The sequence below is a fragment of the Paludisphaera soli genome, assembly GCF_011064595.1.
GTDB lineage: Bacteria > Planctomycetota > Planctomycetia > Isosphaerales > Isosphaeraceae > Paludisphaera > Paludisphaera soli.
Genome location: NZ_JAALJI010000025.1, coordinates 49,700 through 73,352, shown reverse-complemented (window position 1 = coordinate 73,352; position 23,653 = coordinate 49,700). Strand labels below are relative to the sequence as shown.

The 23,653-nt window shown below is 70.3% G+C and carries 25 protein-coding genes; 8 read left to right on the top strand and 17 right to left on the bottom strand.

Annotated elements, in window-relative coordinates; genetic code table 11:
- Window positions 1-158 precede the first annotated feature (158 nt).
- Window positions 159-1,586 (bottom strand): DUF1501 domain-containing protein, encoded by a 1,428-nt coding sequence (locus G6O68_RS24755; protein WP_165251340.1) that lies wholly within the window; start codon window positions 1,584-1,586, stop codon window positions 159-161.
- A gap of 242 nt (window positions 1,587-1,828) precedes the next feature.
- Here G6O68_RS24755 and G6O68_RS24750 point away from each other — a divergent pair, with 242 nt between their 5' ends.
- Together G6O68_RS24750 and G6O68_RS24745 are read left to right on the top strand one after the other, a co-directional pair.
- Window positions 1,829-2,248 carry a hypothetical protein gene (locus G6O68_RS24750; RefSeq protein ID WP_165251339.1) on the top strand — a complete coding sequence of 140 codons (420 nt, stop codon included), beginning with the start codon at window positions 1,829-1,831 and terminating at the stop codon, window positions 2,246-2,248.
- Window positions 2,249-2,262: 14 nt separating this feature from the next.
- The gene (locus G6O68_RS24745) at window positions 2,263-3,060 is read left to right on the top strand and encodes a hypothetical protein (protein ID WP_165251338.1); all 798 of its coding nucleotides are present in this window, start codon (window positions 2,263-2,265) and stop codon (window positions 3,058-3,060) included.
- Window positions 3,061-3,176: 116 nt separating this feature from the next.
- On the opposite strand, the gene G6O68_RS24740 is transcribed toward G6O68_RS24745, so the two are convergent.
- The 4 genes from G6O68_RS24740 to G6O68_RS24725 all read right to left on the bottom strand — a co-directional run bounded on the left by G6O68_RS24740 (window position 3,177) and on the right by G6O68_RS24725 (window position 6,163).
- A complete protein-coding gene (locus G6O68_RS24740; RefSeq protein WP_165251337.1) occupies window positions 3,177-3,638 on the bottom strand; it encodes a nucleoside deaminase in 462 nt (153 codons plus the stop codon).
- A gap of 59 nt (window positions 3,639-3,697) precedes the next feature.
- A complete protein-coding gene (locus tag G6O68_RS24735) occupies window positions 3,698-4,108 on the bottom strand; it encodes a hypothetical protein (protein ID WP_165251336.1) in 411 nt (136 codons plus the stop codon).
- 334 nt (window positions 4,109-4,442) lie between these two features.
- Window positions 4,443-5,027 carry a hypothetical protein gene (locus G6O68_RS24730; RefSeq protein ID WP_165251335.1) on the bottom strand — a complete coding sequence of 195 codons (585 nt, stop codon included), beginning with the start codon at window positions 5,025-5,027 and terminating at the stop codon, window positions 4,443-4,445.
- A 50-nt stretch (window positions 5,028-5,077) separates the two neighbouring features.
- Window positions 5,078-6,163, bottom strand: coding sequence for a ligand-binding sensor domain-containing protein (locus tag G6O68_RS24725; RefSeq protein ID WP_165251334.1), 1,086 nt, complete (start codon window positions 6,161-6,163; stop codon window positions 5,078-5,080).
- Between the two features lie 379 nt (window positions 6,164-6,542).
- Between G6O68_RS24725 and G6O68_RS24720 the strand changes: the two genes are divergently transcribed.
- A complete protein-coding gene (locus G6O68_RS24720) occupies window positions 6,543-6,713 on the top strand; it encodes a hypothetical protein (protein ID WP_165251333.1) in 171 nt (56 codons plus the stop codon).
- A gap of 108 nt (window positions 6,714-6,821) precedes the next feature.
- Here the strand turns inward: G6O68_RS24720 and G6O68_RS24715 are convergent, their stop codons facing one another.
- Together G6O68_RS24715 and G6O68_RS24710 are read right to left on the bottom strand one after the other, a co-directional pair.
- Window positions 6,822-7,085: a hypothetical protein gene (locus tag G6O68_RS24715; RefSeq protein WP_165251332.1), complete on the bottom strand. Its 264-nt coding sequence runs from the start codon at window positions 7,083-7,085 to the stop codon at window positions 6,822-6,824.
- A gap of 191 nt (window positions 7,086-7,276) precedes the next feature.
- A complete protein-coding gene (locus tag G6O68_RS24710) occupies window positions 7,277-8,287 on the bottom strand; it encodes a 6-bladed beta-propeller (protein ID WP_165251331.1) in 1,011 nt (336 codons plus the stop codon).
- Window positions 8,288-8,495: 208 nt separating this feature from the next.
- On the opposite strand from G6O68_RS24710, the gene G6O68_RS24705 reads away from it, so the two are divergent.
- A complete protein-coding gene (locus G6O68_RS24705) occupies window positions 8,496-8,687 on the top strand; it encodes a hypothetical protein (RefSeq protein WP_165251330.1) in 192 nt (63 codons plus the stop codon).
- Between the two features lie 101 nt (window positions 8,688-8,788).
- Window positions 8,789-9,892 carry a DUF3500 domain-containing protein gene (locus G6O68_RS24700; protein ID WP_165251329.1) on the top strand — a complete coding sequence of 368 codons (1,104 nt, stop codon included), beginning with the start codon at window positions 8,789-8,791 and terminating at the stop codon, window positions 9,890-9,892.
- A 461-nt stretch (window positions 9,893-10,353) separates the two neighbouring features.
- On the opposite strand, the gene G6O68_RS24695 is transcribed toward G6O68_RS24700, so the two are convergent.
- Complete coding sequence (locus G6O68_RS24695; protein WP_165251328.1) at window positions 10,354-10,587, bottom strand: hypothetical protein; 234 nt, start codon at window positions 10,585-10,587, stop codon at window positions 10,354-10,356.
- Between the two features lie 480 nt (window positions 10,588-11,067).
- On the opposite strand from G6O68_RS24695, the gene G6O68_RS24690 reads away from it, so the two are divergent.
- Window positions 11,068-12,702 carry a vWA domain-containing protein gene (locus G6O68_RS24690; protein ID WP_165251327.1) on the top strand — a complete coding sequence of 545 codons (1,635 nt, stop codon included), beginning with the start codon at window positions 11,068-11,070 and terminating at the stop codon, window positions 12,700-12,702.
- 5 nt (window positions 12,703-12,707) lie between these two features.
- On the opposite strand, the gene G6O68_RS24685 is transcribed toward G6O68_RS24690, so the two are convergent.
- The 8 genes from G6O68_RS24685 to G6O68_RS24650 all read right to left on the bottom strand — a co-directional run bounded on the left by G6O68_RS24685 (window position 12,708) and on the right by G6O68_RS24650 (window position 20,815).
- Entirely contained in the window at window positions 12,708-13,823 is a 1,116-nt protein-coding gene (locus tag G6O68_RS24685; RefSeq protein WP_165251326.1) for an NHL domain-containing protein, read from the bottom strand.
- A gap of 174 nt (window positions 13,824-13,997) precedes the next feature.
- Window positions 13,998-14,894 carry an isochorismatase family protein gene (locus G6O68_RS24680; RefSeq protein WP_206108203.1) on the bottom strand — a complete coding sequence of 299 codons (897 nt, stop codon included), beginning with the start codon at window positions 14,892-14,894 and terminating at the stop codon, window positions 13,998-14,000.
- Between the two features lie 85 nt (window positions 14,895-14,979).
- Complete coding sequence (locus tag G6O68_RS24675) at window positions 14,980-15,453, bottom strand: carbonic anhydrase (protein ID WP_165251325.1); 474 nt, start codon at window positions 15,451-15,453, stop codon at window positions 14,980-14,982.
- 184 nt (window positions 15,454-15,637) lie between these two features.
- A complete protein-coding gene (locus G6O68_RS24670) occupies window positions 15,638-16,120 on the bottom strand; it encodes a fasciclin domain-containing protein (protein ID WP_165251324.1) in 483 nt (160 codons plus the stop codon).
- 274 nt (window positions 16,121-16,394) lie between these two features.
- Window positions 16,395-17,477: a hypothetical protein gene (locus G6O68_RS24665; protein ID WP_165251323.1), complete on the bottom strand. Its 1,083-nt coding sequence runs from the start codon at window positions 17,475-17,477 to the stop codon at window positions 16,395-16,397.
- 99 nt (window positions 17,478-17,576) lie between these two features.
- Window positions 17,577-18,848, bottom strand: a complete 1,272-nt coding sequence (locus tag G6O68_RS24660; protein ID WP_165251322.1) for an alpha/beta hydrolase-fold protein — start codon at window positions 18,846-18,848, stop codon at window positions 17,577-17,579.
- Between the two features lie 31 nt (window positions 18,849-18,879).
- Window positions 18,880-20,340: an MFS transporter gene (locus G6O68_RS24655; protein ID WP_165251321.1), complete on the bottom strand. Its 1,461-nt coding sequence runs from the start codon at window positions 20,338-20,340 to the stop codon at window positions 18,880-18,882.
- A gap of 1 nt (window position 20,341) precedes the next feature.
- Window positions 20,342-20,815 (bottom strand): flavin reductase family protein, encoded by a 474-nt coding sequence (locus G6O68_RS24650; protein WP_165251320.1) that lies wholly within the window; start codon window positions 20,813-20,815, stop codon window positions 20,342-20,344.
- A 294-nt stretch (window positions 20,816-21,109) separates the two neighbouring features.
- Here G6O68_RS24650 and G6O68_RS24645 point away from each other — a divergent pair, with 294 nt between their 5' ends.
- Both G6O68_RS24645 and G6O68_RS24640 read left to right on the top strand, forming a co-directional pair.
- Complete coding sequence (locus G6O68_RS24645) at window positions 21,110-21,727, top strand: RNA polymerase sigma factor (protein ID WP_165251319.1); 618 nt, start codon at window positions 21,110-21,112, stop codon at window positions 21,725-21,727.
- Window positions 21,702-21,926, top strand: coding sequence for a hypothetical protein (locus tag G6O68_RS24640; RefSeq protein WP_165251318.1), 225 nt, complete (start codon window positions 21,702-21,704; stop codon window positions 21,924-21,926). Before G6O68_RS24645 ends, G6O68_RS24640 begins: the two co-directional genes overlap by 26 nt.
- A gap of 82 nt (window positions 21,927-22,008) precedes the next feature.
- Here G6O68_RS24640 and G6O68_RS33455 read toward each other — a convergent pair whose 3' ends face one another.
- A complete protein-coding gene (locus G6O68_RS33455) occupies window positions 22,009-23,481 on the bottom strand; it encodes a hypothetical protein (protein ID WP_315852140.1) in 1,473 nt (490 codons plus the stop codon).
- Window positions 23,482-23,653 lie beyond the last annotated feature (172 nt).

Below are 23,653 nucleotides of genomic sequence, written 5' to 3'. Positions count from 1 at the left end.
TGGCTTCGTTCGGCGCGCTTCGCCCTACATGATCGCGCCCGGGCGGCCAGGGTGGCGTCGGATCGTTCGGCCGCGAACTCGCGCACAGCTTCACCGGGTGCAGCCCCCCAATGTAGAGGATGCACCGATCGGCGAGATGCGGGCGCGCCGCGCGTCGCTCACCCGAAGAGGGAAGTGAGCGGCTCGCCGTCGGCGAGCTTGAAGGGGCGGCCCTGCGTGTCGCGGATCTCGCTGGCGGGGTCGAGGCCGAACCGCCAGAAGATGGTGGCGGCGAGGTCGGCGGGGGAGACGGGGTCGGCGGTGGGATACGCGGCGAAGCGGTCGCTGGCGCCGTGGACGGCGCCCCCGCGCACGCCGCCGCCGGCGAGCGCCGCGGTGTAGCAGTCGGGCCAGTGGTCGCGGCCGGCGTCCTTGTTGATGCGCGGGGTGCGGCCGAACTCGCCGAGGGCGACGATCAGGGTGCTCTCCAGCAGCCCGCGCGCTTCCAAATCCTCGATCAGCGCGGAGAAGCCCCGGTCCATCGGCGGCAGCAGGTGGTCGCGGTGCTGCTCGAAGTTGCGGGCGTGCGCGTCCCAGTTCTGCCCCTGCTGGCGGAAGTCGTTCACGTTGACGAACGGGACGCCCGCCTCGACCAGCCGACGCGCGACCAGCAGGTTCCGCCCGCGCATGTTGCGGCCCCCGGCGTGCTCGGCCCCGCCGCCGCCCCCCTGGGCCCAGGGGCCGTCAGCCGCCCCGTAGCGGGCCAGCGTGCGCGGGTCCTCGTCGTGCACGTCGAGCGCGCGGGCGACCTCGGCCGAGGCCAGCAGGCGATAGGCCTTGTCGTAGTTCCGGCGCATCGCCGCCTCGTGGGGCGACTCCGAGCGACCCTCGATCGCGTCCAGGAGGTCGCGACGGCGACGGCGGCGGTCGGGCCCCACGCCGTCGGGCGCGGCCAGCAGCTCGGCTCGGTAGGAACCCGCCGCGGGGTCCACGTCGATCCGGAACGGGTCGTACGCCGGCCCGAGGAACCCGGCCCCCTGGCACGGGGTCTCGACCACGTTGTGGAACGCGAACGGCACGACCGCGTGCGCCACCGGCAGGTCGCGGTCGCGCAGCATGGCGGCGACCGTCCCGCCCCAGCTCGGGAACTGTTGCGGCACGGCGGAGAACAGCTCGAAATCCCCCTGGGGAGGGAGCCGGCCGGTGAACGTGTGGATCGAAGCCGGGTCGTGCAGCCGGTTGCCGTGGTGCATGCTCCGGATCAGCGCCACCTTGTCCATCACCCGCGCCGTCATCGGCAGGTGCTCGGAGATCCGCAGCCCCGGGACGCTCGTGGCGATCGTGCCGAACTCGCCCCGGATCTCGGCCGGGGCGTCGGGCTTGGGGTCGAACGTGTCGAGCTGGCTCGGCCCGCCGTAATAGAAGATCGCGATGCACGATCGGATCGGCGGCAAGGCCCCGCCCCGCGCCGTCGCGACCGGCCTCGCCTCCGCCCGGGCCCTGAACAGCCCCGGCAGGTCCAGCGCCAGCCCCGCCCCCAGCGCCGACGCGATCACCCGCCGCCGCGTCGTCGGCCCGTCGCACCATCGCGATCCAGACGGAAGCATGTCGTCACCCCTCGTTGTCGGACTCCTGGTTCGTGTTCAACAAATATCCGACGCCCGCCCCCCGCGCCAAGGGGCGGGCCGGCGCATCGGGTCGACGGAAGTCGCTGGCGGCGGACGGGCGGCGCGCGGGATGATGGCCTCATTGCCGCTCGTCGACCTAGGACGGGCTGGCCCCTGGCGCCCGCGATCGTCCTCATCGGGGCTGCCTGATCCCTCTGTATTGTCGAAGCGGCTCAACCCGTATGAGTGATGACGAGTCCTACCTGCTGGAAGTCGCGGCCGTCGACCGCGAGGCTTTCGTGCTCTGCCTGGCGCTCGGGACTCTTGTGGCCATGCGCAGCGATTCCTGGCCCCTGGAGGCCGGGATCTGGACCCTGGGCCGGCCTACATTCCTGCGGCCGGTGGCGTCGGGGGTCGTCTCGCCCGAGGTGGTCGCGGAGTTGGAGGCCGTAGACGAGCTTGAGGCCCTGGCGAAATTGGCGGGCCGGCCCGTCGTGGACGCGGCGCTTGACCAAATGATGGCCGCGATCCGCTCGCGGCTCTCGGCCTTGAAGGAACGACCCTGGCGGGCTTCCTGGACGCACAAGCCGGCTGATGGAACGATGAGGGGTGACCCCGAGAGGCCCGGGCCGCCTCATGCCGACTCGTCGATCCTGATTTGAGAGGAGGCCTGCCGGTGGAGTCCAACTTCCCCCGACGCTGGACGACGTCCGCCGCACGTGCCTCGCTCGCCCGCCGCTTCAGCCTGCCCGACGACCTTTGGATGCAGGATTGGCCATGGGAGGTGGCCGACCCTTCGCGCTTCGGGGAGTTCCTCGATGCTTATCGCTCGGGCTCGCTCGACGAGGACGAGCGGTTCACGCTCATGGAGATGCTCATCCAGTGCGTCGAGGATATGGAGTCGCCCTCGATTGCGACATCACCCGAGTGGCGGGCCGTCGCCGCCCTCCTGACGGCCGACCCGCGTCTCCACGCCAGCTCGGTACGCTACTGGTCTTGCCTGGACGACGACCTGGAAGACGCCTTCGCCGTGTCCGGCCCGATGCGTACCCTTTGGGAGATCATCCGGCATTCCTCCGAGGACGGCGGAGGTCGTGAAAGATCGTCGAACCGAGACCAGGAGCACCTGAGAATGTCCCCCCCGCCCTCCCACACCGCCTTGCCGGAAGGTTGGTCTTACCCCGACGACGAGACGGCGCGCGGGCTTCACGCCGAACTTCAGCGTGAGTTGACGCCGGGCCATGTGCTGGCCGGACGGCCGGTCGAAGCGTTCGCCTGGCGAGAAGCAGCGACCGACGACGTCCTGTTCCGGCACACGAACGAGCCTGACCGTTTCACGATGATCCACCTGACATGGCTGGGACGTGCGGAGATCGACGCGACGTATCCGTGGGTGGGATACGACGGCCCTTTCTCCGGATTCCTGGCCGACGAGGAGGAGCACCTCCGCCTCACGCCTCCCGAAGACGCCTGATCCGAGACGCGAGGGGTCTGCGGCCTGAGCCCGTTGGTCGGGCGGCCTCCTTCCGAGGCTCCGGAATCGACGGCGATGCTCCTCGCGGCGGATGGCGACGCTTCCGGCCGGGCCGCTCAGCGCCGCAGCCTTTGGCATTCGCCTTCAAGGAGCCCGCCGATCACCCTCGGGGCGGGTCGCCAGGCGTCGAGTTCCGGGTCGGTCAGGATGGGGTGTCGGGACGTGACGCCGCCGATGAGGGGCGTCTCGACGCCGTAGACGACCAGCGCCGTCCGGAGCTGGCGGATCGCGTAGGAGCACATGAAGCAGGGCTCGGCCGTGGAGTAGAGGGTCGCCCCCGCGAGGTCCCGGCGGCCCGTGCGGTCGAGCGCGTCCTGGCAGGCGATCAGCTCGGCGTGGCCGGTCAGCGAGGAGCCGGCGGGGAGCGTCTCGGCCCCCTCCCCGACCACCCGGCCGTCCAGCACGACGACGCTGCCGACGGGCGTGTTGCCCCCGTCGCGGGCCGTGGCCGCGAGTTCGAGGCATCGCCGCAGGAAGCGCTCGTGGTCGGGGTTCGCGTGGACGTCCCTCAAGTTCATGCGTCTCCGATCGCCTCGTCTCGCGGCGACGGCCTCTCGGCTCCGAATGCGTCAGGACGTCAGTAGATGTAATCGGCGGCCGCCTGCTCCCAATCGATGGATTGGATCTGCCGGAGGATCGATTCTTCGATCGGCAACGCGTACTGATCCTGGAACCAGACGACCGTGAGCGTCGAGCCGTCTCGACTCGGATCCCGGGCGGGCGCCGTGTCCCGCAGCACGGCGATGCAGGTTACTTCGGGGAGCCATTCCGGGGCCTGGCCCCGCATCGTGCGGTGCCCGGCCATGTCGCCCGGCTTCCTGAGGTAGTCCCGCCGGGCCGGCTCGATGAGCAAGGGAATCGCCCCGTCCTCGGCGCCGCGCCCCGCCTCCTTCAGGCTGGCCTGGACGATGGAATCGTTCCATCTCCGCGACGGGACGCCCTCCATCCAGCCGGCGTAGGTTCTCTGCTGGTTCAACGAATCGAGCATAACCCTCCGGCCGGACCGCAGGACGATCTCGCCACGGAAACTGTCGACAGAGTTGGATTCCAGGCTCATCGTCGCCTCCGGACCTTCGCCCCGCCGCGGGACGTGAGCGACATAATAGCAGCCGCCGCCCCCAAACCGCCAACGTCCAGGGATCGCCGACTCCGCGGCAGTCCCTTCCGAGCCTTCCCGGAAAGCCGTCGGACCGGCCGGCGGAGGCCCAGCGCCCGGATGCGGAGGCGAGGACGGAGGGGTTCGCGCCGAGAAGTGCGGCGGCGCCGCCGGGGCCGGAGGCCCTCGCCTCGCGGGCTCGCCGGCGCCGCGAGGGCGGGCTGCGTCATGGGGTCGCCGGCCGCAGTCTGCCGGTCGAACAATCCGCCAGGAGTTTGGTGAGGGTCTGCGCCTCGTCGATGTCGATGGCATCGACCCCGTAGAACTTGATGTTGTCGCGTTTCATGGATTCTTCGGTGCGTGGGAGTCGGCAGAAGGTGGAATCTCGGATCTTATAGATGAGAGGGTTGTTGCCCAGGAAGTAGTAGGTGACGGTGTCGCGATGCCCATCGGCGTAGTCGATGAAGATCGAGCCCAGGATCTCCTCGTCCCTCACGTTGGCGAGGTCGAGCGGACCGGTCGGGGTGCAGCTCACGGACGGGGCGAGCACTTCGAGGATCTTGCCCATGCAGCCGGGCTCGATCTCGAACACTTCGGAGCCCCAGACTTGCGCGGACATGTGGAGGATGGGAGGTCTCCTCCAGTGCGGGGCGTTCGTATCCGGCGATGGCTGTCGGCTCGCGACGTGGTTTATGGTGAGGAACAAGATCGTCGAGATGGCGATCGCGGCCAGCATGATGCTCTTGGCCTTGACGAACTTCGACGAGGGTGTTTGTGTTTTCATGTTCAAGACGTGATGGAGATGCGCCATGGGGACCTCCGGTCGTCGCCCGAGACGTCCGAAGCGGCGGACCGGGGGCCTCAGGGCCGGAACGCCTTGAAGGTCTCTCCGTCGAGCCGATAGGCCCCCGACTCCAGCGTGCCGAGCCACACGTCGCCGCGGCCGTCGGCGTAGATCGACACCCCGAGGGCGTCTTTGCCGCCGTCTTTGGCGGGGTAGTTCGTCAGCTTCGCTCCGTCGTAACGCCAGACCCCTCCGCCGAAGGTTGACATCCACAGGTTCCGGTCCCGGTCGCGGGTGACGCCGTTGAAATAGGCCGGATCCTCGCCGCCCGGGATCTTCGGCAGGTCGACGCCGCGTTCCTTCGTGTACCGGACCGCCCCGGGCTCGGGCGAGATCGTGTAGCGCTGGGCGGTGTTGCAGATCCAGAACCTCCCGTGCTTGTCCTCCATGATCGAGCGAATGCCGAACGAGCCTCCTCCCGGCGTGTCCGTCAGCTCGCGCTCGTACATCCAGCCGAAAGATTCCCCGTCGTATCGGCAGAGGCCGAGCGCGGCGGTGCCGAACCAGAGGCGCCCCAGGCTGTCCTGGTAGATCGTGTAGACGCCGTAGGGGCTGGCGGGCGGGTCCGGGTTGTTTCGGCGATGCTCGTCCTCGCGCTCGCTCCTGGGGAACTTCAGGTGGTGGAGCGTCGTGCCGTCGTAGCGGTACGGGCCGGGCGACGTCGAATCGCCCTTGAACCAGAGGTCGTCGGGGTTGAGCCTCCAGCCTTCGAGGCCCTCATGCTCCACCGGGGCCAGGGTGACGAAATCCTTGCCGTCGAACTTGCTGACGCCGTCCAGCGTGCCGATGAAGAGGTTCCCCGACCCGTCCTCCTGGAACTCTCGGACGCGATCGCCGCTCAGCCCGTCCTTCGTCGTGAATCGGACGAGGGTCTTCCCGTCGAACCGATAGGCCCCCTGCCCGTCGCTCCCGAACCAGAGGTCGCCGTTCCCGGCCCGGAAGACCACCCAGATCCGTTTGCCCAACTCCGCGACCGTCTCGCCCCTGGCTACGGCCGGGCCTCGTTCGCCCCCCTCGCTCCGGCGAGGGGCGATTTCGGCGAGGGCGACGAGGGACAGGGCGAGGGCGACGCGAGGGAGTCGATTCGGTTTCTGGGATGACAAGGCTGGCCTCCCGGCTCGATGATCGAGAGCCATCGACCAGGCGACGCGGGCGGCCCGGCTCGATGGGTCGTCCCAGTGTACTCGAACCGCGCCGGCCCGTGATTCTCCCGAGTCATCTCCCGCCGCTCCTCCCGCACGAATCCCGGGTGATGCTCCAGGAGGGGGGCCGCATCGGGGCTCGGGCCCGCCCGAACGAGCCTGATACGGTACCTCAGGCGGGGGGGGCCGCCGGCTCCTCCCGGGGCCGAGCCGGATGAGATAGAATGGTGGGGGTCGGCGTGGCCGGGGCACATCGCCGGGGCGATGCCTTTCCGCCGCTGGCGGAGGCTCCTCCTGCACCACGACCGCATTTTCGACCCCGAGGGGTCGGGAGACTGAGATGGGCCTGTTCTGGGCGATCCTGCTGCTGGGCGTCGGCATCTCCGTCGCGGTGTTCCTCCTGATGTGGAACTTCCGCGGCCGGGGCTTCCGCGAACTCATCTTCTGGCGACGGCCGGTGGCCGCGGCGGACCGGGCTTCCGGCCGTGAGGGTCCGCGTGAGCGTTCCTGACGCCTGGAACTCACCTTGCGACCCGTTGTTCGCATCAGGATCCGGTTCGTCGACGAGGCGATCCGTGGGAGTCTGCAGGCCTGAAGCGACGGGCGTCGAGGATTCGCGTCAATCGCCCTGCAAGCCCATGTCGTCCATGAACGAGCGGCAGAATGCGACGATCTCGGCGGAGCCGCCTGGATCGGCCTGCTGTTCTCGAATCAATTCGTCGAGCGCTTCTCTCAGTGCGAGGTGTTCGGCTTCAGTGGCGCCTTGAAGCTCGTGGCCGATGGCTTCGAGGGCCCTCACCGCTTCGTCTGGGTCGACGACGTCGTCGTCGGAATGATCCAGGAAATAAACCGCAGTGATCACGGCCCGGGCCAATGCCTTCATCAATCACCCCCTCCCCGCCGAAGCTCGTTCGGAACGTCCTCCTCGCGCTGTATCGAACGCCAACCGGGGTGCTCCGTCGTTCTCCCGGGGGCCGCCGTAATGGCCCGGCGTTCGCCGGGCTCGGAGAGCCCCTCCCCCGCGCGGGGGAGGGGCGTCGATCGGGATCCGGTCGCCCTCGGCGGGCGCTCGTCTCACTTGGCGCGGAGGAGCTTCATGATGCGACCGGAGACGTTCCAGTCCTGGATGTAGAGGTTCCCTTCGGCGTCCCAGGACGAGCCGTGGGTGCCGCTGAAGACGCCCTCGATCCACTGCTCCTGGGGGATGTTATAGCTCCCCCCCTTGGCGCGGTCGGGGTTGTTGCCCAGGACGGAGACGATGGTGTTGGTCCCGTCCAGGACAACGAGCCGGCCGTGGAGGTCGGGGACGGAGACGAACTCCCCCTGGACGCAGGCCGAGGTGGGCATGCCCAGGCCGGTGACGACCTCGCCGAGGAACTTCCCGTCCAGGTCGTAGTGCACCAGCCGGCCCTTGGGCTCGTGGTTGCGGTCGCAGATCAAAAGCCGCGGGGGCTCGTAGCGGGTGTCGAGCGTCATGCCGTGGGCGGTGTTGAACTGGTCGAGGCCGTTCCCCTTGACGCCGAAGTGCATCAGGTACTTGCCGGCCTTGTCGAACTTGAAGATGTGATCGCTCGCGTAGCCGTCGGCCAGGAAGACGTCGCCGTTGGGGGCGATGGTGATCGCCGTGGGGTTGAACTTCTTGAGGTCCAGCCCCGACTCCTTCGGGAACGGCAGCTTCAGGACGATCTCGCCGGTCTCGGCGTTGAGCTTCACCCCCTCGGCGTGGTTGTTGCGGGCGGCGTAGAGGAACTCGACGCCCCCCTCGTCGCGGATCTTGACGTCGTGCATGTCGGCGTACGGGTCGCCGAGGAAGGTCCGGATCACCCGGCCCTCGGGCGAGAACACGAAGACGCCGGCGTGCGCGCTCGTGTAGATGCTGCCGTCCTTGCCGACGGCCACCCCGCCGTGGCACGGCCCGATCGCCGACTTGCCGTCCGGGGCGAGGCCCCAGCCCGGCACCGTGTCGAAGGTCATCAGCCCGCACCCCATGCGGACCGGCTGCGAGCCTTCGCCCGCGTGCGTCGAAGGGGCGAGCCCGACGGCCAGGGCGGACAGGAGGGCGAGAGAGGTCGAGCGAAGCTTCACGTTCGGGACTCCGGACGGGGGAGGAGGGATGTCGGGCCGGCCGCGCCGCGCGGGCCGACGCCATCCGGAGAGACTAGCACCCCGGGCCGGCCAGATACAGACGACGCCCGATTCCCGCGCGCGGGGATTCCGTCCGATCCGCCCGCAAACGGTGATAACCCCCCCACGAGGGCCGACGTCCGGCCTTCGGGACCAAGGGGGGCCTGCGATGTCCAGGATCTTGATGGCGGTCGGCGTGATCTGGTGGGCCTTCCTCGCCGGGTGGCTCGTGCGGCTGGGGATGGACCTGGAGCACCTGAGCCGCGACCGGCTCGTCCCGGGGGCCGTCGTCGGCGCCGTCGGCGGGCTCGGGGCCTGTCTGCTCGTCCCCCGGGTCCTGCGCGAAGAGGCCGCGAGGTGAACGCGGGCTCCCGCCCGCGAGCGGGGTGACTTCGGGCGTGGGCCTGTTATCATGGGCGGTCCGAGATGTTAAACAATCCGCTCCTCTCAGGAACCTCCGCCATGCCACGCTTCCGAAGCTCCTCCCTCGCGATCGCGCTGGCGATCGCGGCGATCTGCGGCCGCCCGACGCCCGCCGCGGCCCATGACGGCCCCGGGCCCCACTCCCACGAAGGGTCGATGGCGAAGGCCGGCCGCGAGATGGCGGCGGCGGCCCGCAACCTCTGGGCCTCGCTCACGCCCGAGCAGCAGTCCAAGATCGGCTTCGATTTCAAGGACGCCCTGCGCTACGACTGGCACTTCATCCCCCGCCCCCGCAAGGGCCTGCCGCTGAAGGAGATGACCGGCGAGCAGAAGGCCCTGGCGCACGCCCTGCTGGCCAGCGGGATGGGCCAGTCAGGCTACATCAAGGCCGAGACGATCATCAGCCTGGAGCAGATCCTGGCGAACCTGGAGAAGGGGAGCGGCCCGGCGCGGGATACGGAGATGTACTTCTTCAACATCTTCGGCGACCCGAATGCGTCCGGCGAGAGCAAGCAGCCCTGGGGCTGGCGGCTCGAGGGGCACCACCTGGCGCTGAACTTCACCATCGTCGGCGACCAGGGCGTGGCCGGCGGCCCGACCTTCATGGGCACCAACCCGGCCGAGGTCCGCTCGGGCCCCCGCCAGGGGCTGCGGATCCTCGCCGAGGAGGAGGACCTGGCGCGGAAGCTCGTCAAGTCGCTGGACGAGGCCCAGAAGAAGAAGGCGATCGTCCAGGCGGAGGCCCCGAAGGACATCCTGTCGATGGCCGCGCGCAAGGCCGAGCCGCTTTCGCCGGCGGGGATCATGACCCCCGAGCTGAACGACGAGCAGAAAGAGCTCCTGAACTCGATCATCGTCGTGTACGCGGAACGCCTCCGCCCCGAGCTGGCCGGGTCCGACCTGGGCAAGATCCTCAAGGCGGGCGTCGACAAGGTCGGCTTCGCCTGGGCCGGCGGCCTGGAGCGCGGCGAGCCCCACTACTACCGCATCCAGGGCCCCACGTTCCTGATCGAGTACGACAACACCCAGGGCAACGCCAATCACGTCCACAGCGTCTGGCGCGACTTCACCAACGACTTCGGCGACGACCTGCTCAAGAAGCACTACGAGGCCGCCGCCGCCGGCCACGGCCACTCGAACTGAGGAGAGGCCGCCCGTCGCGAAACCCCTCCCCGGCCCTCGGCGATTTCCCTTCCCCCCTCGCGGGGGAAGGTGGCCCGGAGGGCCGGATGAGGGGGAGGACGAGCACGAGCGCCGCGGGAGAATCGGTCGGCCCGGAACGCCGTCGCATCCTCGCGTCGTCCGCCTTGACGGTCCGCCTCATCCGGCCTTCGGCCCTCTCCCCACCAGGGCGGAAGTGATCTTAGGGGTGGGCGAGAATAAGCTGGCAGGTTTTTTCTCGTTGTACTTAGCTTATGTCGAAATTTGATTTCGTTTGATGCGTCCGTCGCAAGTTCGGCCTGCTTCAGTCCCTCAATGACCAGAGGATGCGGCGGACTCGGGCCGCCGCCGAAGCCATGGAAACCTGATGGGGCGGCGAAGCAGTTAGGTCCCGGGGAGCGTTTGGCCGGAGCAACGAGCGGAGGCATAGCATGGAGCCGAGATCATCCGACATCACGGAGGCCATCCACCTGATTGAACGGCAGGTGGCCACAACGGGGGCGAAGTTCGCCATCGTCGATGAGGGTTGCCCGGACGAATCGTCCCTGATGGCTACGCGGGATGGTTTCTTGAACCTGGCTCTCGCCATCCTTCGGCTGGTGGTCCTTGCGGATGAAGGTCGGGCGGAGGAGGACGGGCCGTTCACCTGGGACGACGGCATCAAGGCCGTTATGCATCAGCTCCCTTCCTTGAGATCCGTGTGGCTAGTCGGGGCTTGCTTGTTTCCAGACCATTCCTCGCTCATGACGGAGATTCAAGGCATGGTGGGCCCAGATCTGGCCGCCTCCTTGACGGCTGACCCAGCATACAAGGACCCTGCCAGCTAGCGGCTTCTCCAGCTGGCCCACGCCTCGGGCCGCCCACACAGGGACGCTCGCCTCTACGCAGGACGAGCGAGTTCCCTCATGATCTTTTTGCCCGACTCCTGATCATGGTCTCGCTCGCCGCCCCGGCGAGGCTCCGCGGACGATCCGCGGCGCAGCCTGGCAGCGAGACCATCGCCCCGCCCGGGATTTTCGCGACGCGCCCGACCTCCCCCCGTCATTCGTCGTAGAGCAGGATGGGTCCAGCCATCATCTCATCTCGTTGATCTCGCGTTCCTGACGTGACGCGCGACCCGGACCCGACGCTCGTCGCCCATTCGGGGAGTTTCGATCATGGTGCATCCTGACAACAAGCTGGGTCGTCGCGCGCGCCGATTGGGAGGCGCGGCGCTCTTCCTGGCCGCCGGGCTCGTGGGGTGTGGGGAGAAAGAGGGGGTGAAATCGGAGGTCGCGATCACGGCGCCCCCCGCCGCGGCGCCCAAGGCCGCGTCCGTGCCGGAGAGCGTCCCGAGCGAACCGGAAGGCGTCGCCGGCGAGAGCTACGACCGGATTGTCGAGAACGGCTTCCTCCGGGCCGACCGCGAGCCGCTCTCGACGTTCTCGATCGACGTGGACACCGCCTCGTACGCCAACGTCCGTCGCTTCCTGACCAAGAGGATGCTGCCGCCGAAGGACGCGGTGCGGGTCGAGGAGATGATCAACTACTTCCCCTATGCCTACCCGCCGCCGACCGGCGACAACGCGTTCGCGGCGTCCGTCGAGATCGCCGGCTGCCCCTGGGACGCCGGCCACCGCCTCGCCCGGATCGGACTGAAGGGGAAGGAAATCCAAAGGGAGAAGCGACCCATCGCCAACCTCGTCTTCCTGCTGGACGTCTCGGGCTCGATGAACGAGCCGAACAAGCTGCCGCTCCTGAAAGCGGCCCTCCAGCTGATGGTCGATCAGCTCGGCGAGAACGACCGGGTCGCGATCGTCGTCTACGCCGGGGCCGAGGGGCTCGCGCTGCCGTCGACCCCGTGCGACCGGAAGGAGGCGATCCTGTCGGCCCTCGACGGCCTCGCCGCCGGCGGGTCCACCAACGCGGGCGCGGGGATCGAGCTGGCCTACGAGCAGGCGGTCGGCCACTTCATCGAAGGGGGGACGAACCGCGTGATCCTCTGCACCGACGGCGACTTCAACGTCGGCGTCACCGCCCGCGAGGACCTGGCGAAGCTGATCCGCGAGAAGGCCCGCAGCAAGGTCTTCCTCAGCGTCCTGGGATTCGGCGAGGGGAATCTCAAGGACGCGACGATGGAGCAGCTCGCCGACCTCGGCGACGGCAACTACGCCTACATCGACTCGCTCCAGGAGGCCAGGAAGGTGCTCGTCGAGCAGATGAGCGGGACGCTGGTGACCATCGCCAAGGACGTCAAGATCCAGGTCGAGTTCAACCCGGCCCGGGTCGGCGCGTACCGCCTGATCGGCTACGAGAACCGCGTGCTGGCCGCCGCCGACTTCGCCGACGACGCCAAGGACGCCGGCGAGATCGGCGCGGGGCACGCCGTGACCGCGCTCTACGAGATCGTCCCCCCCGGGGCCCTCGCGGACGAGGCCGAGGCCGGGCCCCTCAAGTACGCGAAGCCGGCCAAGGCCGAAGTCGAGCCCGGGCCGGCCGATTCGCCCGAGAGCCTGACGGTCAAGATCCGCTTCAAGGCGCCCGAGGGGGACGTGAGCAAGCTCATCGAGCAAGGCTTCATCGACGAGGGTCGGGGGGCCTCGGAGGCCTCGGGCGAGTTCCGGTTCGCCGCGGCCGTCGCCTCGTTCGGCATGCTCCTGCGCGACTCGCCGCACAAGGGGGACTCGTCCTTCGGCGGCGTCGTCGAACTGGCCGAGGCCGGCCTGGCGGACGATCCGTCGGGACGTCGCAAGGAGTTCATCGGCCTGGTTCAGGCGGCCCGCGAAATGGCCGGGCGATCGCCCCGACCCTGAGCCGATCAGCGAGGCGAGGCGGGGACGACGCGGCGGATGCGATGGTTGTTGGTGTCGCCGATGACGAACGCGCGGCCGTCGGGGGCGAAGGCGACGCCGTGGGGGCGGTCGAGCCCGGCGGCGGTCGCCGGCCCGCCGTCGCCGCCGCCCCCCTTCGCGCCCCGGCCGGCGACGGTTATCACGACGCCCGAGGCCGCGTCGATCCGGCGGATCGCGTGGTTCTCGGTGTCGACGATCAGCAGGCCGCCGTCCGGGCCGGCGTCCATCTCCTTGGGGCCGTCGAACGCCGCGTCGCGCGCCGGGCCGCCGTCTCCCTTGTAGCCCTTCGCGCCGCCGGCGAGCGTGGAGACGATCCCACCGGGGCCGACGGCGCGGAGCGAGTGGCCGTTGCGTTCGAGGATCAGGAGCGTGCCGTCGGCGAGCGCCTCGACGGCGCGAGGGCCGAAGAACGAGGCGTCGACGGCGCGGCCGCCGTCCCCAGCGCGGCGGCCGCGGCCGTCGCCGGCGAACGTGGCGATCCGACCGCTGGCGAGGTCGACCACGCGCACCCGATGGCCGGCGACGTCGGCGATGAAGAGCCGGCCACGGCCGTCCAGGGCCACGTCGTTGGGCTCGACGAGCCCGGCCTTCGCGGCCGGCCCGCCGTCGCCCGAGGTCGCCTCGCTCCCGTCGCCGGCGACCGTGGTGATGATCCCGTTGCGGCCGTCGACCTTTCGCACGCGGCGGTTGAGCCGGTCGGCGAAGTAGATCGAGCCCTCGTCGTCGACGGCCATCCCGTACGGCTCGTCCAGCCGCGCCGAGGTCGCCGGCCCGCCGTCGCCCGAGAACCCCTTGCCGCCGTCGCCGGCCACGGTGGTGATGACGTTCGTCGCGGCGTCCACCCGCCGGATGCGGTGGTTCCCCGTGTCCGAGAGGTAGAGGTTCCCCGCGCGGTCGTACGCCACGTCGAACGGCTGGTCCAGCCGCGCGCGGTGGGCCGGCCCGCCGTCGCCCGAGAACCCGGCCTCGCCGGTGCCGACGATCGTCTCGATCCGCGCCGGAGGGGCGTCGGGTTCGTCGGCCGGGGCGATCGCGATCGCGGCGAGCGTCAACGCGGCGGGCAGGAACGCAGGGGCGAACATGGATCGGATCCCTCTCTGGCGGGGCGGGTGGCGTCGGCCTGCGATCATAAGCCGTCGCGGCCCCGCCCGCCACGGTCCGATCCGATCCGCGGCGGGCGAGGGCTCCGGGGCGTCAGATCGGGGCGTGTGCGCCGTGCAGGATCAGCAAGGGTCGAAGGGGCGCGAGCCTTGCGATCAGCGGGGGGCCGCAGGGAATCGGAAGGCGGGGGCGCCGGCGAGGTCGGTGCTGGTGAAGGTGGGGCACCAGTAGCGTTCGACGTGTTCGATCATCAGGTCGGTGCCGGCGAAGTGGGAGACGCCGGGGGGGCGGTCGGGGTTGTACATGGTGTCGGTCAGGTCGCGCATCAGGGCGACGCGCTTGCCGAGGGCGGTCAACTGGCGGATCGCGAACGGACGGCCCAGGACGCACATGTTGAGGTGGACGCCGCAGAGGATCACGCGGTCGATCCCCCGCTCGGCGAGGAGGTTCCAGGTCTCCTGGCCGTCGTCGGTGATCGCGTCGGCGTCGGCGATCGCGATGGCGGCCGCCTGCCGGGTCCAGGGGGCGGTGATCTCACACTTCTCGCCGGCGCAGTCGCAGCCCATGTCGGAATCGTCGATCGGCAGGACCCCCTCGCGCTTCGCGTCGGTCCAGTACCAGGCCGTGCCCCAGCGCGGGGTCGTGACGAGGGGCCTGGGGGTCGGCGCGTAAGGGGCCTTCTTGGCGCGCTCGCGCTGGGGCGTCCCCTCGTAGAAGGCGGTGCAGGTGCTCGGGGCGTGGATGATGAACGCGCCGCGGTCGCGGGCCGCCTTCAGGGTCGCGTCCAGCGCCCCGGCCATCTCGCCCACGCGGCGCTCGGCCGACTTGCACCAGTGCCGGTCCCACATGTCGCAGACGATGATCGCCGTCTTCTTCGGCTCCCAGGCCTCGACGTTCTCGACCGTCGCGAGCCGGCCGTCGACCACGCTTCGCGATCGGAGGTGGAGCGTGAACGGCTCGTCCTCGGCGAGGGCCGCGATCGGCAGGCACGCGAGCAGGATCGCCGGGACGAGACGCCGGAGGATGGGTCGCGAGGGGGGCCGGTTCATCATCGGTCGGTCCTGGACGGAGGGGGCGGAACGGGTCTCCGCCCATGATCGCCGGGCCGACGCGGGGGCGAAAGGGGGATCCGCGCCGTCAGGCGTGGGCGATCTCCTCGGTCAATTCCTTGGGCATCAGGTAGGCGTGGACGTAGCCCGCCAGCGTCGGGTGCCGCTCCACGACGGCGATCGCGACGGACGAAGCCACCTCGATGTGCCTGAGGCGCTCTTCCTCGCTGTTCGGCGGCACGTTCTCGTAAAGCTCGTAGGCCTTGCAGTCCATGTGGTCGAGGATGATCACGCCCTTCACATGGCCTTCGGCGACCGCGAAATCGAGATGCTGCTCGAACGTCGCGGTCCACTCCGCGTTGTGCCTGGCCGCGTGCGAGGCCCCGGCCATCGCCAGGTGGTAATACTTGCCGCGATATCCGAGGCCGTCCATCGTGTCGATGATCCGGTTCGGGAAGCGCAGGTCGATGCACGAGAGGAGCAGGACCTTGTCCCCATCCTCCTTCAGCATCGGATCGATGACGCTCTTCAGATACTGGTCGAGTTGACGATCGGCGGCCACGGCGGGTCTCCTTGACGGGGGGATCGAGACGAAGCGGCCGCGATTGTGGGCGTGATTGCGGGCGGGTTCAAGGCCTGAGGCGGTCCTGGAACGAGAAACGCCCGCTCCGGCCGGAGGAGGGCCGAAGCGGGCGTCGTGGGGAGTACTCAAGGTGTGCCGGCCCGGCGATCGGCCGGGCGAGAGGTCACTCCTTGGGCGGCAGGATGACGGTGTCGATGACGTGGATGACGCCGTTGCTGCAGGCGATGTCGGCCTTGATGACCTTGGCGTCGTTGATCATGACGGTCTTGCCGTCGACCGAGACCTTGACGGCCCCGCCCTGGACGCTCTTGACGGACTTGCCGTCGAGCTTCACCACGTCGGCGGCCATGGCCTTCGAGGGGATGACGTGGTAGGTCAGGACCGCGATCAGCTTGTCCTTGTTCTCGGGCTTCAGCAGGGACTCGACGGTCCCCTCGGGCAGCTTGGCGAACGCCTCGTCGGTGGGGGCCAGGACCGTGAACGGGCCGTCGCCCTTGAGGGTCTCGACGAGCCCGGCCGCTTTGACGGCGGCGACGAGCGTCTTGAAACTGCCGGCACCGACCGCCGTATCGACGATGTCCTTCTCGGCGGCGAACGCCGGGGTAGCCAGGGCGAGGAGGGCGACCGATGCGAAGAACTTGTTCATAACGTTGCCTCTAATAGGTGTCCTGCGGGATGACTCAGACGGTGGAACTATACGGGTCGGTCGCGACAAGAAAAGGGGTTTCGACGAAAATGACCGAAATTCCCGTAATAACTAGCATTCCGTATGCGCATTAAGATCCTTTTATGGATCTAAGTTTCGGTGCGCGAGCGGTTTGCGGTCGTTTCGCAGGGGTTCGCTCGCGGCGCGAAAGGTGCACGTCTGCGACCCTCTAAGGGGGGCGACGCGTCGGCTCGAGGTGAGGGAGAGTCCGGGCTCAGTCGCGGCGGGCGAACTCGCCGGATTCGAGGCCCCAGTCCTCGCCGAAATAGCCGGCGGCCACGGCGCGGGGGGGGCGGTCGGCGTCGCCGGCGCGGAGGAGGGTCAGGTCGGGGAACCCGGTGCCGGAGACGAAGTACGGGAGCGTGGCGGTGAGGCGGAGGCCCTTCATGCCGGTGCCCGCGACGACGCCGACGGAGGCGACGTCGCTGCCGGGGCGAGGGCGGACGAACAGGCAGGCGAGGTCGTCGCCCGCGACCTCGCGGTCGCCGATCCGCGCGACGCCTCGGCCGACCCGCACGGGCCCGTCGCCGAGGAGCGGGCCCCAGGCGGCGTGGCTCTCGGCGTGGCCGTAGAGGATCACGCTCCGGTCGCGGAATTCGTCGGCCCGAGCCGGGTCGAGGAACGCGACGTCGGCGATCACGTCGACCGAGCCGTTGCCGCGATACCAGAAGGTCTCGGCGTCGAAGCGGGCGCGCGCCAGCGACCAGGCGTTCTCCTCGGGCGTCCCGGCCGTGCCGTACACGAGCAGGAACCGATGGTGGAACGCCTCCTTGAACGGCCCGGCGCGGTGCGGCCCCTTGTGCGCCAGCGGCGACGGCGCGTCCTGGATCGACCAGGCGCCGTCCTTCGATCGCGCGAGCCGCAGCCGGCCGCCGTCGGGGGTCGCGCCGGCCACCGCCTGGCCGTCGAGCGCGACCTCGAACGGGCCCGACGCGCCGGGGGCCGCCGCCGCGACGTCCAGGGTCAGGCGGGCGACGTTCTCGGTCGCGCCTTCGAACCGGCGCTTCTCCGGGTCGAAGGCCAGGTGGATCGCGGTCGGCTTCATGGCCTGCGTCTGGGCCTCGATCGTCGCCCAGTCCGAGCGGGCGGAGACGGCGGGGCTCATCGTGACGAAGTCGACGCGGCGGAGTTGGTCGAGGGGCTTCGTCGCATGTTCGCGCAGGAAGGCGAACAGGGGGGGCCAGTCGACGCACTCGTTCCCCCACCAGTGGCCCGCCCCAGGGCGCTCGTAGTAGGCGAAGTCGGGGTGAAACGTCGCGAGCTGCTCGCGCATGGTGCGGGCCTGGGCGACCGGCACGTTGTCGTCGGCGTCGCCGTGCAGGACGTAGACGCCCCGCCCTTCCAGGTTGCGGACCAGGGCGAGGGTGTCGCTCGGGTTGACCGCGCGGGCGATCAGCTAGTCCACCAGGTCGGGCGCCTCGGCGCGCGCGGCGCCGGCGTAGCTGAACATGCTGACCCATCCGGCGCTGGGGGCGACGGCGGCGAAGCGGTCGGGGAAGGTCACGCCCAGGTGCCAGGTGCCATGGCCTCCCATCGAGTGGCCCGTCAGGTAGGTCCGCGCGGGGTCGACGCCGAGCGTCGCGGAGGCCTTCTCCAGCACCTCGATCGCGTCCTTGCGGCCCCAGTCTTCCCAGTCGAAGCCGTAGGGCCGGCGGTTGGTGGGGGCGACGACGGCCAGCCCCGCCTTGGGCCGATACGCCGCCGCCTGGCCGATCGCCTCGACCGACGCGCCGTGGAGCGAGAGGACGATCCCGGGGCGGGCGCCCGAGGGGTCGGGAGCGGCCGGGACGAGGCCGTAATACTGCACGGAGCCGTCGATGTCGCTGACGAACGTGACCTTGCGCTCCTGGTCGGGGCGTCGGTTCCGCAGCGGGATCGTCGCTACGTCGAGCGTCGTCCCCCGGGCGTCGACGAGCCGGACCTCCAGCGGACGGTCATCCGAGCCGACTTTCGCCTCGGCGCGGATCGCGAACCGGGCCTTGCGGGTGGCGAGCGGCGGCAAGGTCGGGACGGGCGTGCGGACCTCCGCGCCGCCGTCCACGCGGGCGAGGACGGCCAGGCCCTCGGCGGGCGCGTCGGTCGTGTTGAGGACGATCAGGGCCGCGTCGGCCTCGGCCCCCTGCCCTTCGATCAGGTCGGGCGCGGTGACGTCGCCCGCGTTCAGCTCGGCGGCGGCCTTCGGCTCGGCCAGCCTGACCGGGATCGGTCGCCCCCGGCCGCCGAGGAACAGGATCGGGTTCGACCCCTTGCGGAGCCGGATCGGGAGGCGGACGTAGCCGTTGGCGTAGACGTCGCCCGCGCGGGGCTCGTCGCCCACGTAGGCCGCGCCGTGGCCCGTGGCCTCGAGGATCGCCGTCCGGTCCTCGGGCGAGGCGGCGTCGACGACGAGGTACGAGCCCGGCGCCGCGCGGAAGCCGCCGTCGCCGGCCTGGATCGGCTCCCATTTGCGCTCGCGGCCGTCGCCGAGGTCCGCCGCCTCGCCGGCCTTCGGTAAGGCCCACGTCCCGGCGACGATCCGCGCGACGATCGGGTCGGCGGGGATCGCCTCGCGACGGCCGCGACGGCCGCCGGGGAGGACCAGGCCCTCGCGAATGACGAGGGGCTCGGCGGCCGAGACGGCGACGGTCGCGATCAGGAACAGGAGCGACGCCGGGAGCGGGCGGATCATGGGCGAGTCTCCTCGGTTCGGTCGGCTCGGATCAATCGGGCAAGGGCCGGCCTCGGGTCTCGGCGGCGAACGGGACGACGACCAGGCCGAAGACGTAGATGAACGACATGAGGATCGCCGCGCGGGAGTATCCGCCGGCGCCGATCGCCAGCCTCCCCAGCAGGACCGGGGCCCCGGCGGTCAGGTAGCGGGCCATGTTGTAGCAGAAGCCCATGCCGGTCGTCCGCAGGCGGGTCGGGTAAAGCTCGGGGAGATACAGGACGATGACGCCGAAGATCCCGCAGGTGCAGAAGCCCAGCAGCGGCAGCATCCAGTAGACGTCGCGGCCCTGCGACATGCCGCCGAAGACCAGCCAGACCGAGGCCATCGCCATGGCGTAGGCCGTCGCGAACGCGCGCCTTCGGCCGTAACGGACGGCGATCCAGGTGCAGAAGGGGGCGCCGAAGAGCGAGCCGACGTCTTGCAGGAGCGTCCCCCAGCCGACGTAGCCGTCGGCCTCGGCCTTCCATCGGGCGACGAGCGCGGCGGGGTCGGCCCCGGTGCTCGCGGCCGACTCGCGGGCCAGGGCGTCGAGGCCGCCGGCCGTCGCCGCCGAGGCGGCCCCTCCCCTCCCCGCCAGCTCCGCCGCGACGGCGGCGCGGCGCTCCAGGAAGAGGGCGTCGCGGACGAGTTCCGGCGTATAAAGGCCGATGCTCCAGAGGCCGACCTGGCCGACCATGCCCAGGGTCATGCCGATGAGGGTGCGACGGCGCAGGACGGGGTCGGCGAAGATCGCGCGGACGTCGCCCAGCTTGCGGCCGGGCTCGGGGTTCTGAAGGGCCTCGTCGCGGGCGCGGAGCCAGCGGTCGGGCTCGGGGACCCGGAATCGCAGCAGGACGAGCAAGACGCTGGGGATCACGCCGAAGAAGAAGAGGACCCGCCATCCCGCGTAGCCGCCGACGCGCGACTGGGGGCCGATCAGCACGCTCAGGCCCGAGCCGATCATGGCGCCGACCGAGGAGGCCGCCTGGACGAGCCCCAGCGCGAAGGCGCGGGAGCGGGCGGGCATGGCCTCGGCCACCAGGGCGACGCCCGCGGCGTACTCGCCGCCGATGCCCATGCCGCAGAGGAAGCGGTAGGCCGCGAACTCCGGCCAGCTCCGCGCCAGGCCCGAGAGCCCGGTGAACACGGAGTACATCAGGATCGTCAGCCCCATCGTCCGCACCCGGCCGAAGCGGTCGCCCACCAGGCCGAAGGCCAGTCCGCCGGTGGCCCAGCCGGCGATGAACAGGGCCGTGGCCCAGCCGGCGAGCGTCGGCAGGTCGGCCGGGTCGGTCCCGGGGGCGAGGTCGCGGAGGGCCGGGGTCCGGGCCAGGATGAACAGGCGTTGATCCATGGCGTCGAACATCCAGCCGAGCGCGGCGGCCGCCAGGATCCACCAGTGGGACCGGGAGAAGCCGAGCCCTCGGGGCGACGCCTCGGGCTGTTCGGGGGGCGTCGTCGTCGCGGCCACGTCAGCCGCCCAGCCTTCGATAGCCGCCGGCGAAGTAAAGCAGCGGCTCGCCATCGTGCGCCGCGCCGCCGACGACCTCGCCGACGAAGATCTCGTGGTCGCCGCCGGGGAGGACGTCGTGGAGCCGGCAGTCGACGTAGGCGAGGCAGCCGGCGATGATCGGGGCGTCGGTGGCGTCGGTGGTCAGGTCGAGGCCGAGGAAGTCCTTGGGCCCGGGCCGGGCGAACCTCTGGGAGATCTCCTCCTGATCGAGCCGGAGGATGTTGACGGCGAAGCAGCGGTTGGCCTTGATGAATTCCAGGGTCTGCGACCGCCTGTCCACGGCGACGAGGATCAGGGGCGGGTCGAGCGAGAGCGAGGTCACCGCGTTGGCCGTCAGCCCGTGCAGGCCCATCGAGCCGCCGGTGGTCACCACCGTCACCCCGGTCGCGAACCGCCCCATCACCTTGCGCTGGATCAACGCGTCGATCGCCATGCTCGGCCTCCGGCCCCTCGCCACCCCGCCCCGTCGCGCGGCCCCATCGGGCCGGCGTCCCATTCTACCGGCGTAATCGAGGGATTCCGACCCCGCGGTGTAAGGTCGAGGCGAGGTCGGCGTATCCGGGGTTGGCCGGTGTGCGGGGCGGCTCAAGGTTGCGAACGCGGTGGAGAACATTCCCGGATTTTTTCGTGCCGCACCCAATGGTTGTTGGTATCTTGTCGGCTGGAACGGAACGTGGGGCCAATGGGAAACGTCGGAACATTCCCCTGTTACAGCCGGACTCACATCATGGCCAGTACCGACACGCCGACCAGATTCTCGATCATCGAGGGGGTGCGGGACCGGGACCCGGACCGCTGGCGGGAGTTCTACCTCATCTACAAGCCCATGCTGATGGGGTTCTTCCGCAAGCAGGGGCTCTCCGAGGGGGACGCGAACGACCTCGTGCAGGACGTCTTCCTCAAGCTGCTGAAGAAGATCCAGACCTACGACCGCTCCCAGACGCGGTTCCGGACCTGGCTCTTCACCGTGGCCCGCAACGCGCTGATCGACCGGGTTCGCCGGGAGCACTCGCAGCGCAAGGCTCGCGACGGCTGGGCGAGGCGTGTGCTGGAGATCACCTCGGACGAGGAGGCGGAGCAGCGCCGGGAGTTCGAGCAGGACCACCGCCGCCAGATCCTCCGGTTCGCCTTCGACAAGGTGAAGCGGCGGAGCTCGGAGCGGGTGTGGAACTGCTTCGAGTTCTCGGTGATCCAGGGGCGCCCCGGCGGCGAAGTGGCCGCCGAACTGGGCCTGACTGCGAACGCCGTGTACGTGAACTCGTGGCGGGTCCTCAAGGCGGTCAAGGACCTCTGCCGTCGCTACGACGAGGACCTCAAACATGACCCGGACGATCGCCTGCCCTGAGAACACCGATCTCCTGGCCTTCGCCGCCGGCGACCACGCCTCCCCGGTCGTGCGATCCCACGTCGACGCCTGCCCGAGATGCCTCCGGGCCGTCCGGCGGCTCCGGGTGGAGATCGGCTGCCTGCGCTCCAGCCTGGGGCCCGAGCCTCGCGGGCCGTCGCCGGCCCTCGCCCTGCCGAAGGCCTCGTCGGGGGGCTGAGCCCCCCCGGCGCGACGAGGCGGGCGCCCCGGCCGCACTCGCGACCGGACCGCCCGCCCGCCGATGATCCCGCGGCCGACCGTCAGGGCGTCGGCGCCGCGTCCGCCAGGAACGCCGTCAGCATGCTGTTCGTCGGCGACACCGCGCCGAGGAGCCCGTAGAAGAAGACGCTGACGTAGTAGTCGCCCGCCGCCAGGTTCGTGAAGACGCCGTTGAGCGAGAAGGCGTTCCTGGCCTGGTCGGCGTCGATCCTCACCTCGCTCAACGTGTCCACGGCGTTCGGCGAAGTGGAGACCGTCACGCCGACGCTGACCAGCAAGCTGCTCGAGAGCGTCACGTCCCACATCACGACGATCTCGTCGTCGAGGCTGTCGACCGTGAACGGGGTCGCGATGTTCGCCGTGGTGTAGGAGGTCCCTCCGAGGGTCACCGCGACGACCTCGCCGCCCGCCCTCTGGAACCCGACCTCCGTGACGCCGCCCTCGCCGGTGGCACCCGTCGCCCCGGTGGCCCCGGTGGCTCCGGTGGCCCCCGTGGCACCCGTGGCCCCGGTCTCGCCCGTCGCTCCGGTGGCGCCCGTGGCCCCGGTGGCCCCCGTGGCACCCGTCTCGCCCGTGGCCCCGGTGGCGCCCGTGGCCCCCGTCGCTCCGGTGGCGCCCGTGGCCCCGGTGGCCCCCGTGGCACCCGTGGCCCCGGTCTCGCCCGTCGCTCCGGTGGCGCCCGTGGCCCCGGTGGCACCCGTCGCGCCCGTGGCTCCGGTGGCCCCCGTCGCGCCCGTCTGGCCGATAGCGCCGGTCTCGCCCGTGGCCCCGGTGGCGCCCGTGGCCCCCGCGCCGGTGGCTCCGGTGGCTCCGGTGGCTCCCGTAGCTCCCGTAGCTCCCGTAGCTCCATCGGCCCCCGTGGCGCCGGTGGCCCCGTTCAGGCCGTCGAGCCCCGGGTCGCCTTGCGCGCCGGCGGGGCCGGTGGCTCCCGTGGCTCCCGTGGTGCCGGTCGCCCCGGTGGCGCCGGGGGCCCCGTCCTCGCCCCGAGGGCCGGGGATGTTCATGAACGACAGGCCGATCGGCTGGAGCCGGCCGGTGCCGCTGGGTCGCGAGGAGCCGAGTCGGGTGTAGGTGACGTACCGCGACTGGCCGCTGGCGAAGACCTCGGCCGGGAGCCCGCCGGGCGTGGCGGCGCCGAGCGAGACGTTGAAGGTCCGCGAGCTGACCACCACGGTCTGCGTCTCTTCAAAAATCACGTTGCCCCGAGGGCGGTCGTAGACCCGGAACGTCAGCGTGACCTCGCCGTTGGACACGCCGGTGATCCGGCCCCGGAATCCGGCGACCGGGATGCCCGTGGCGGACGGGTTCGAGCTCAGGGCGGCCGTCGAGGCCCCCGGATCGGCCGACGGGGCCTCGATCATGTTCCGCACCTGGCGGTGCCTCGCCATCCAGGGGCGGACCTCGGCCGCCAGCAGCCCCGACTCCGCGAGCGGGTTGGAGGCGTTCAGCACCATCCGCTGCTCCAGCACGTCGTTCAGGGTCGCACGATACTTCATGCTGCGTCGCTTCTTCATCGTATCGCTCTCAGGTGGTGTGTGTCATGAAGGTGGCACGCCGACGATGCGGCCGGATCAACTGGTGTAAACCTTAGAACGAAAAATCCGCCGGTCGGACCCGGGCGGCTGAATTTTGTTTTCTTCATGAAGCACCCTCGTTGGACGAATCGGGCGTAGCTTGTCCTCGATC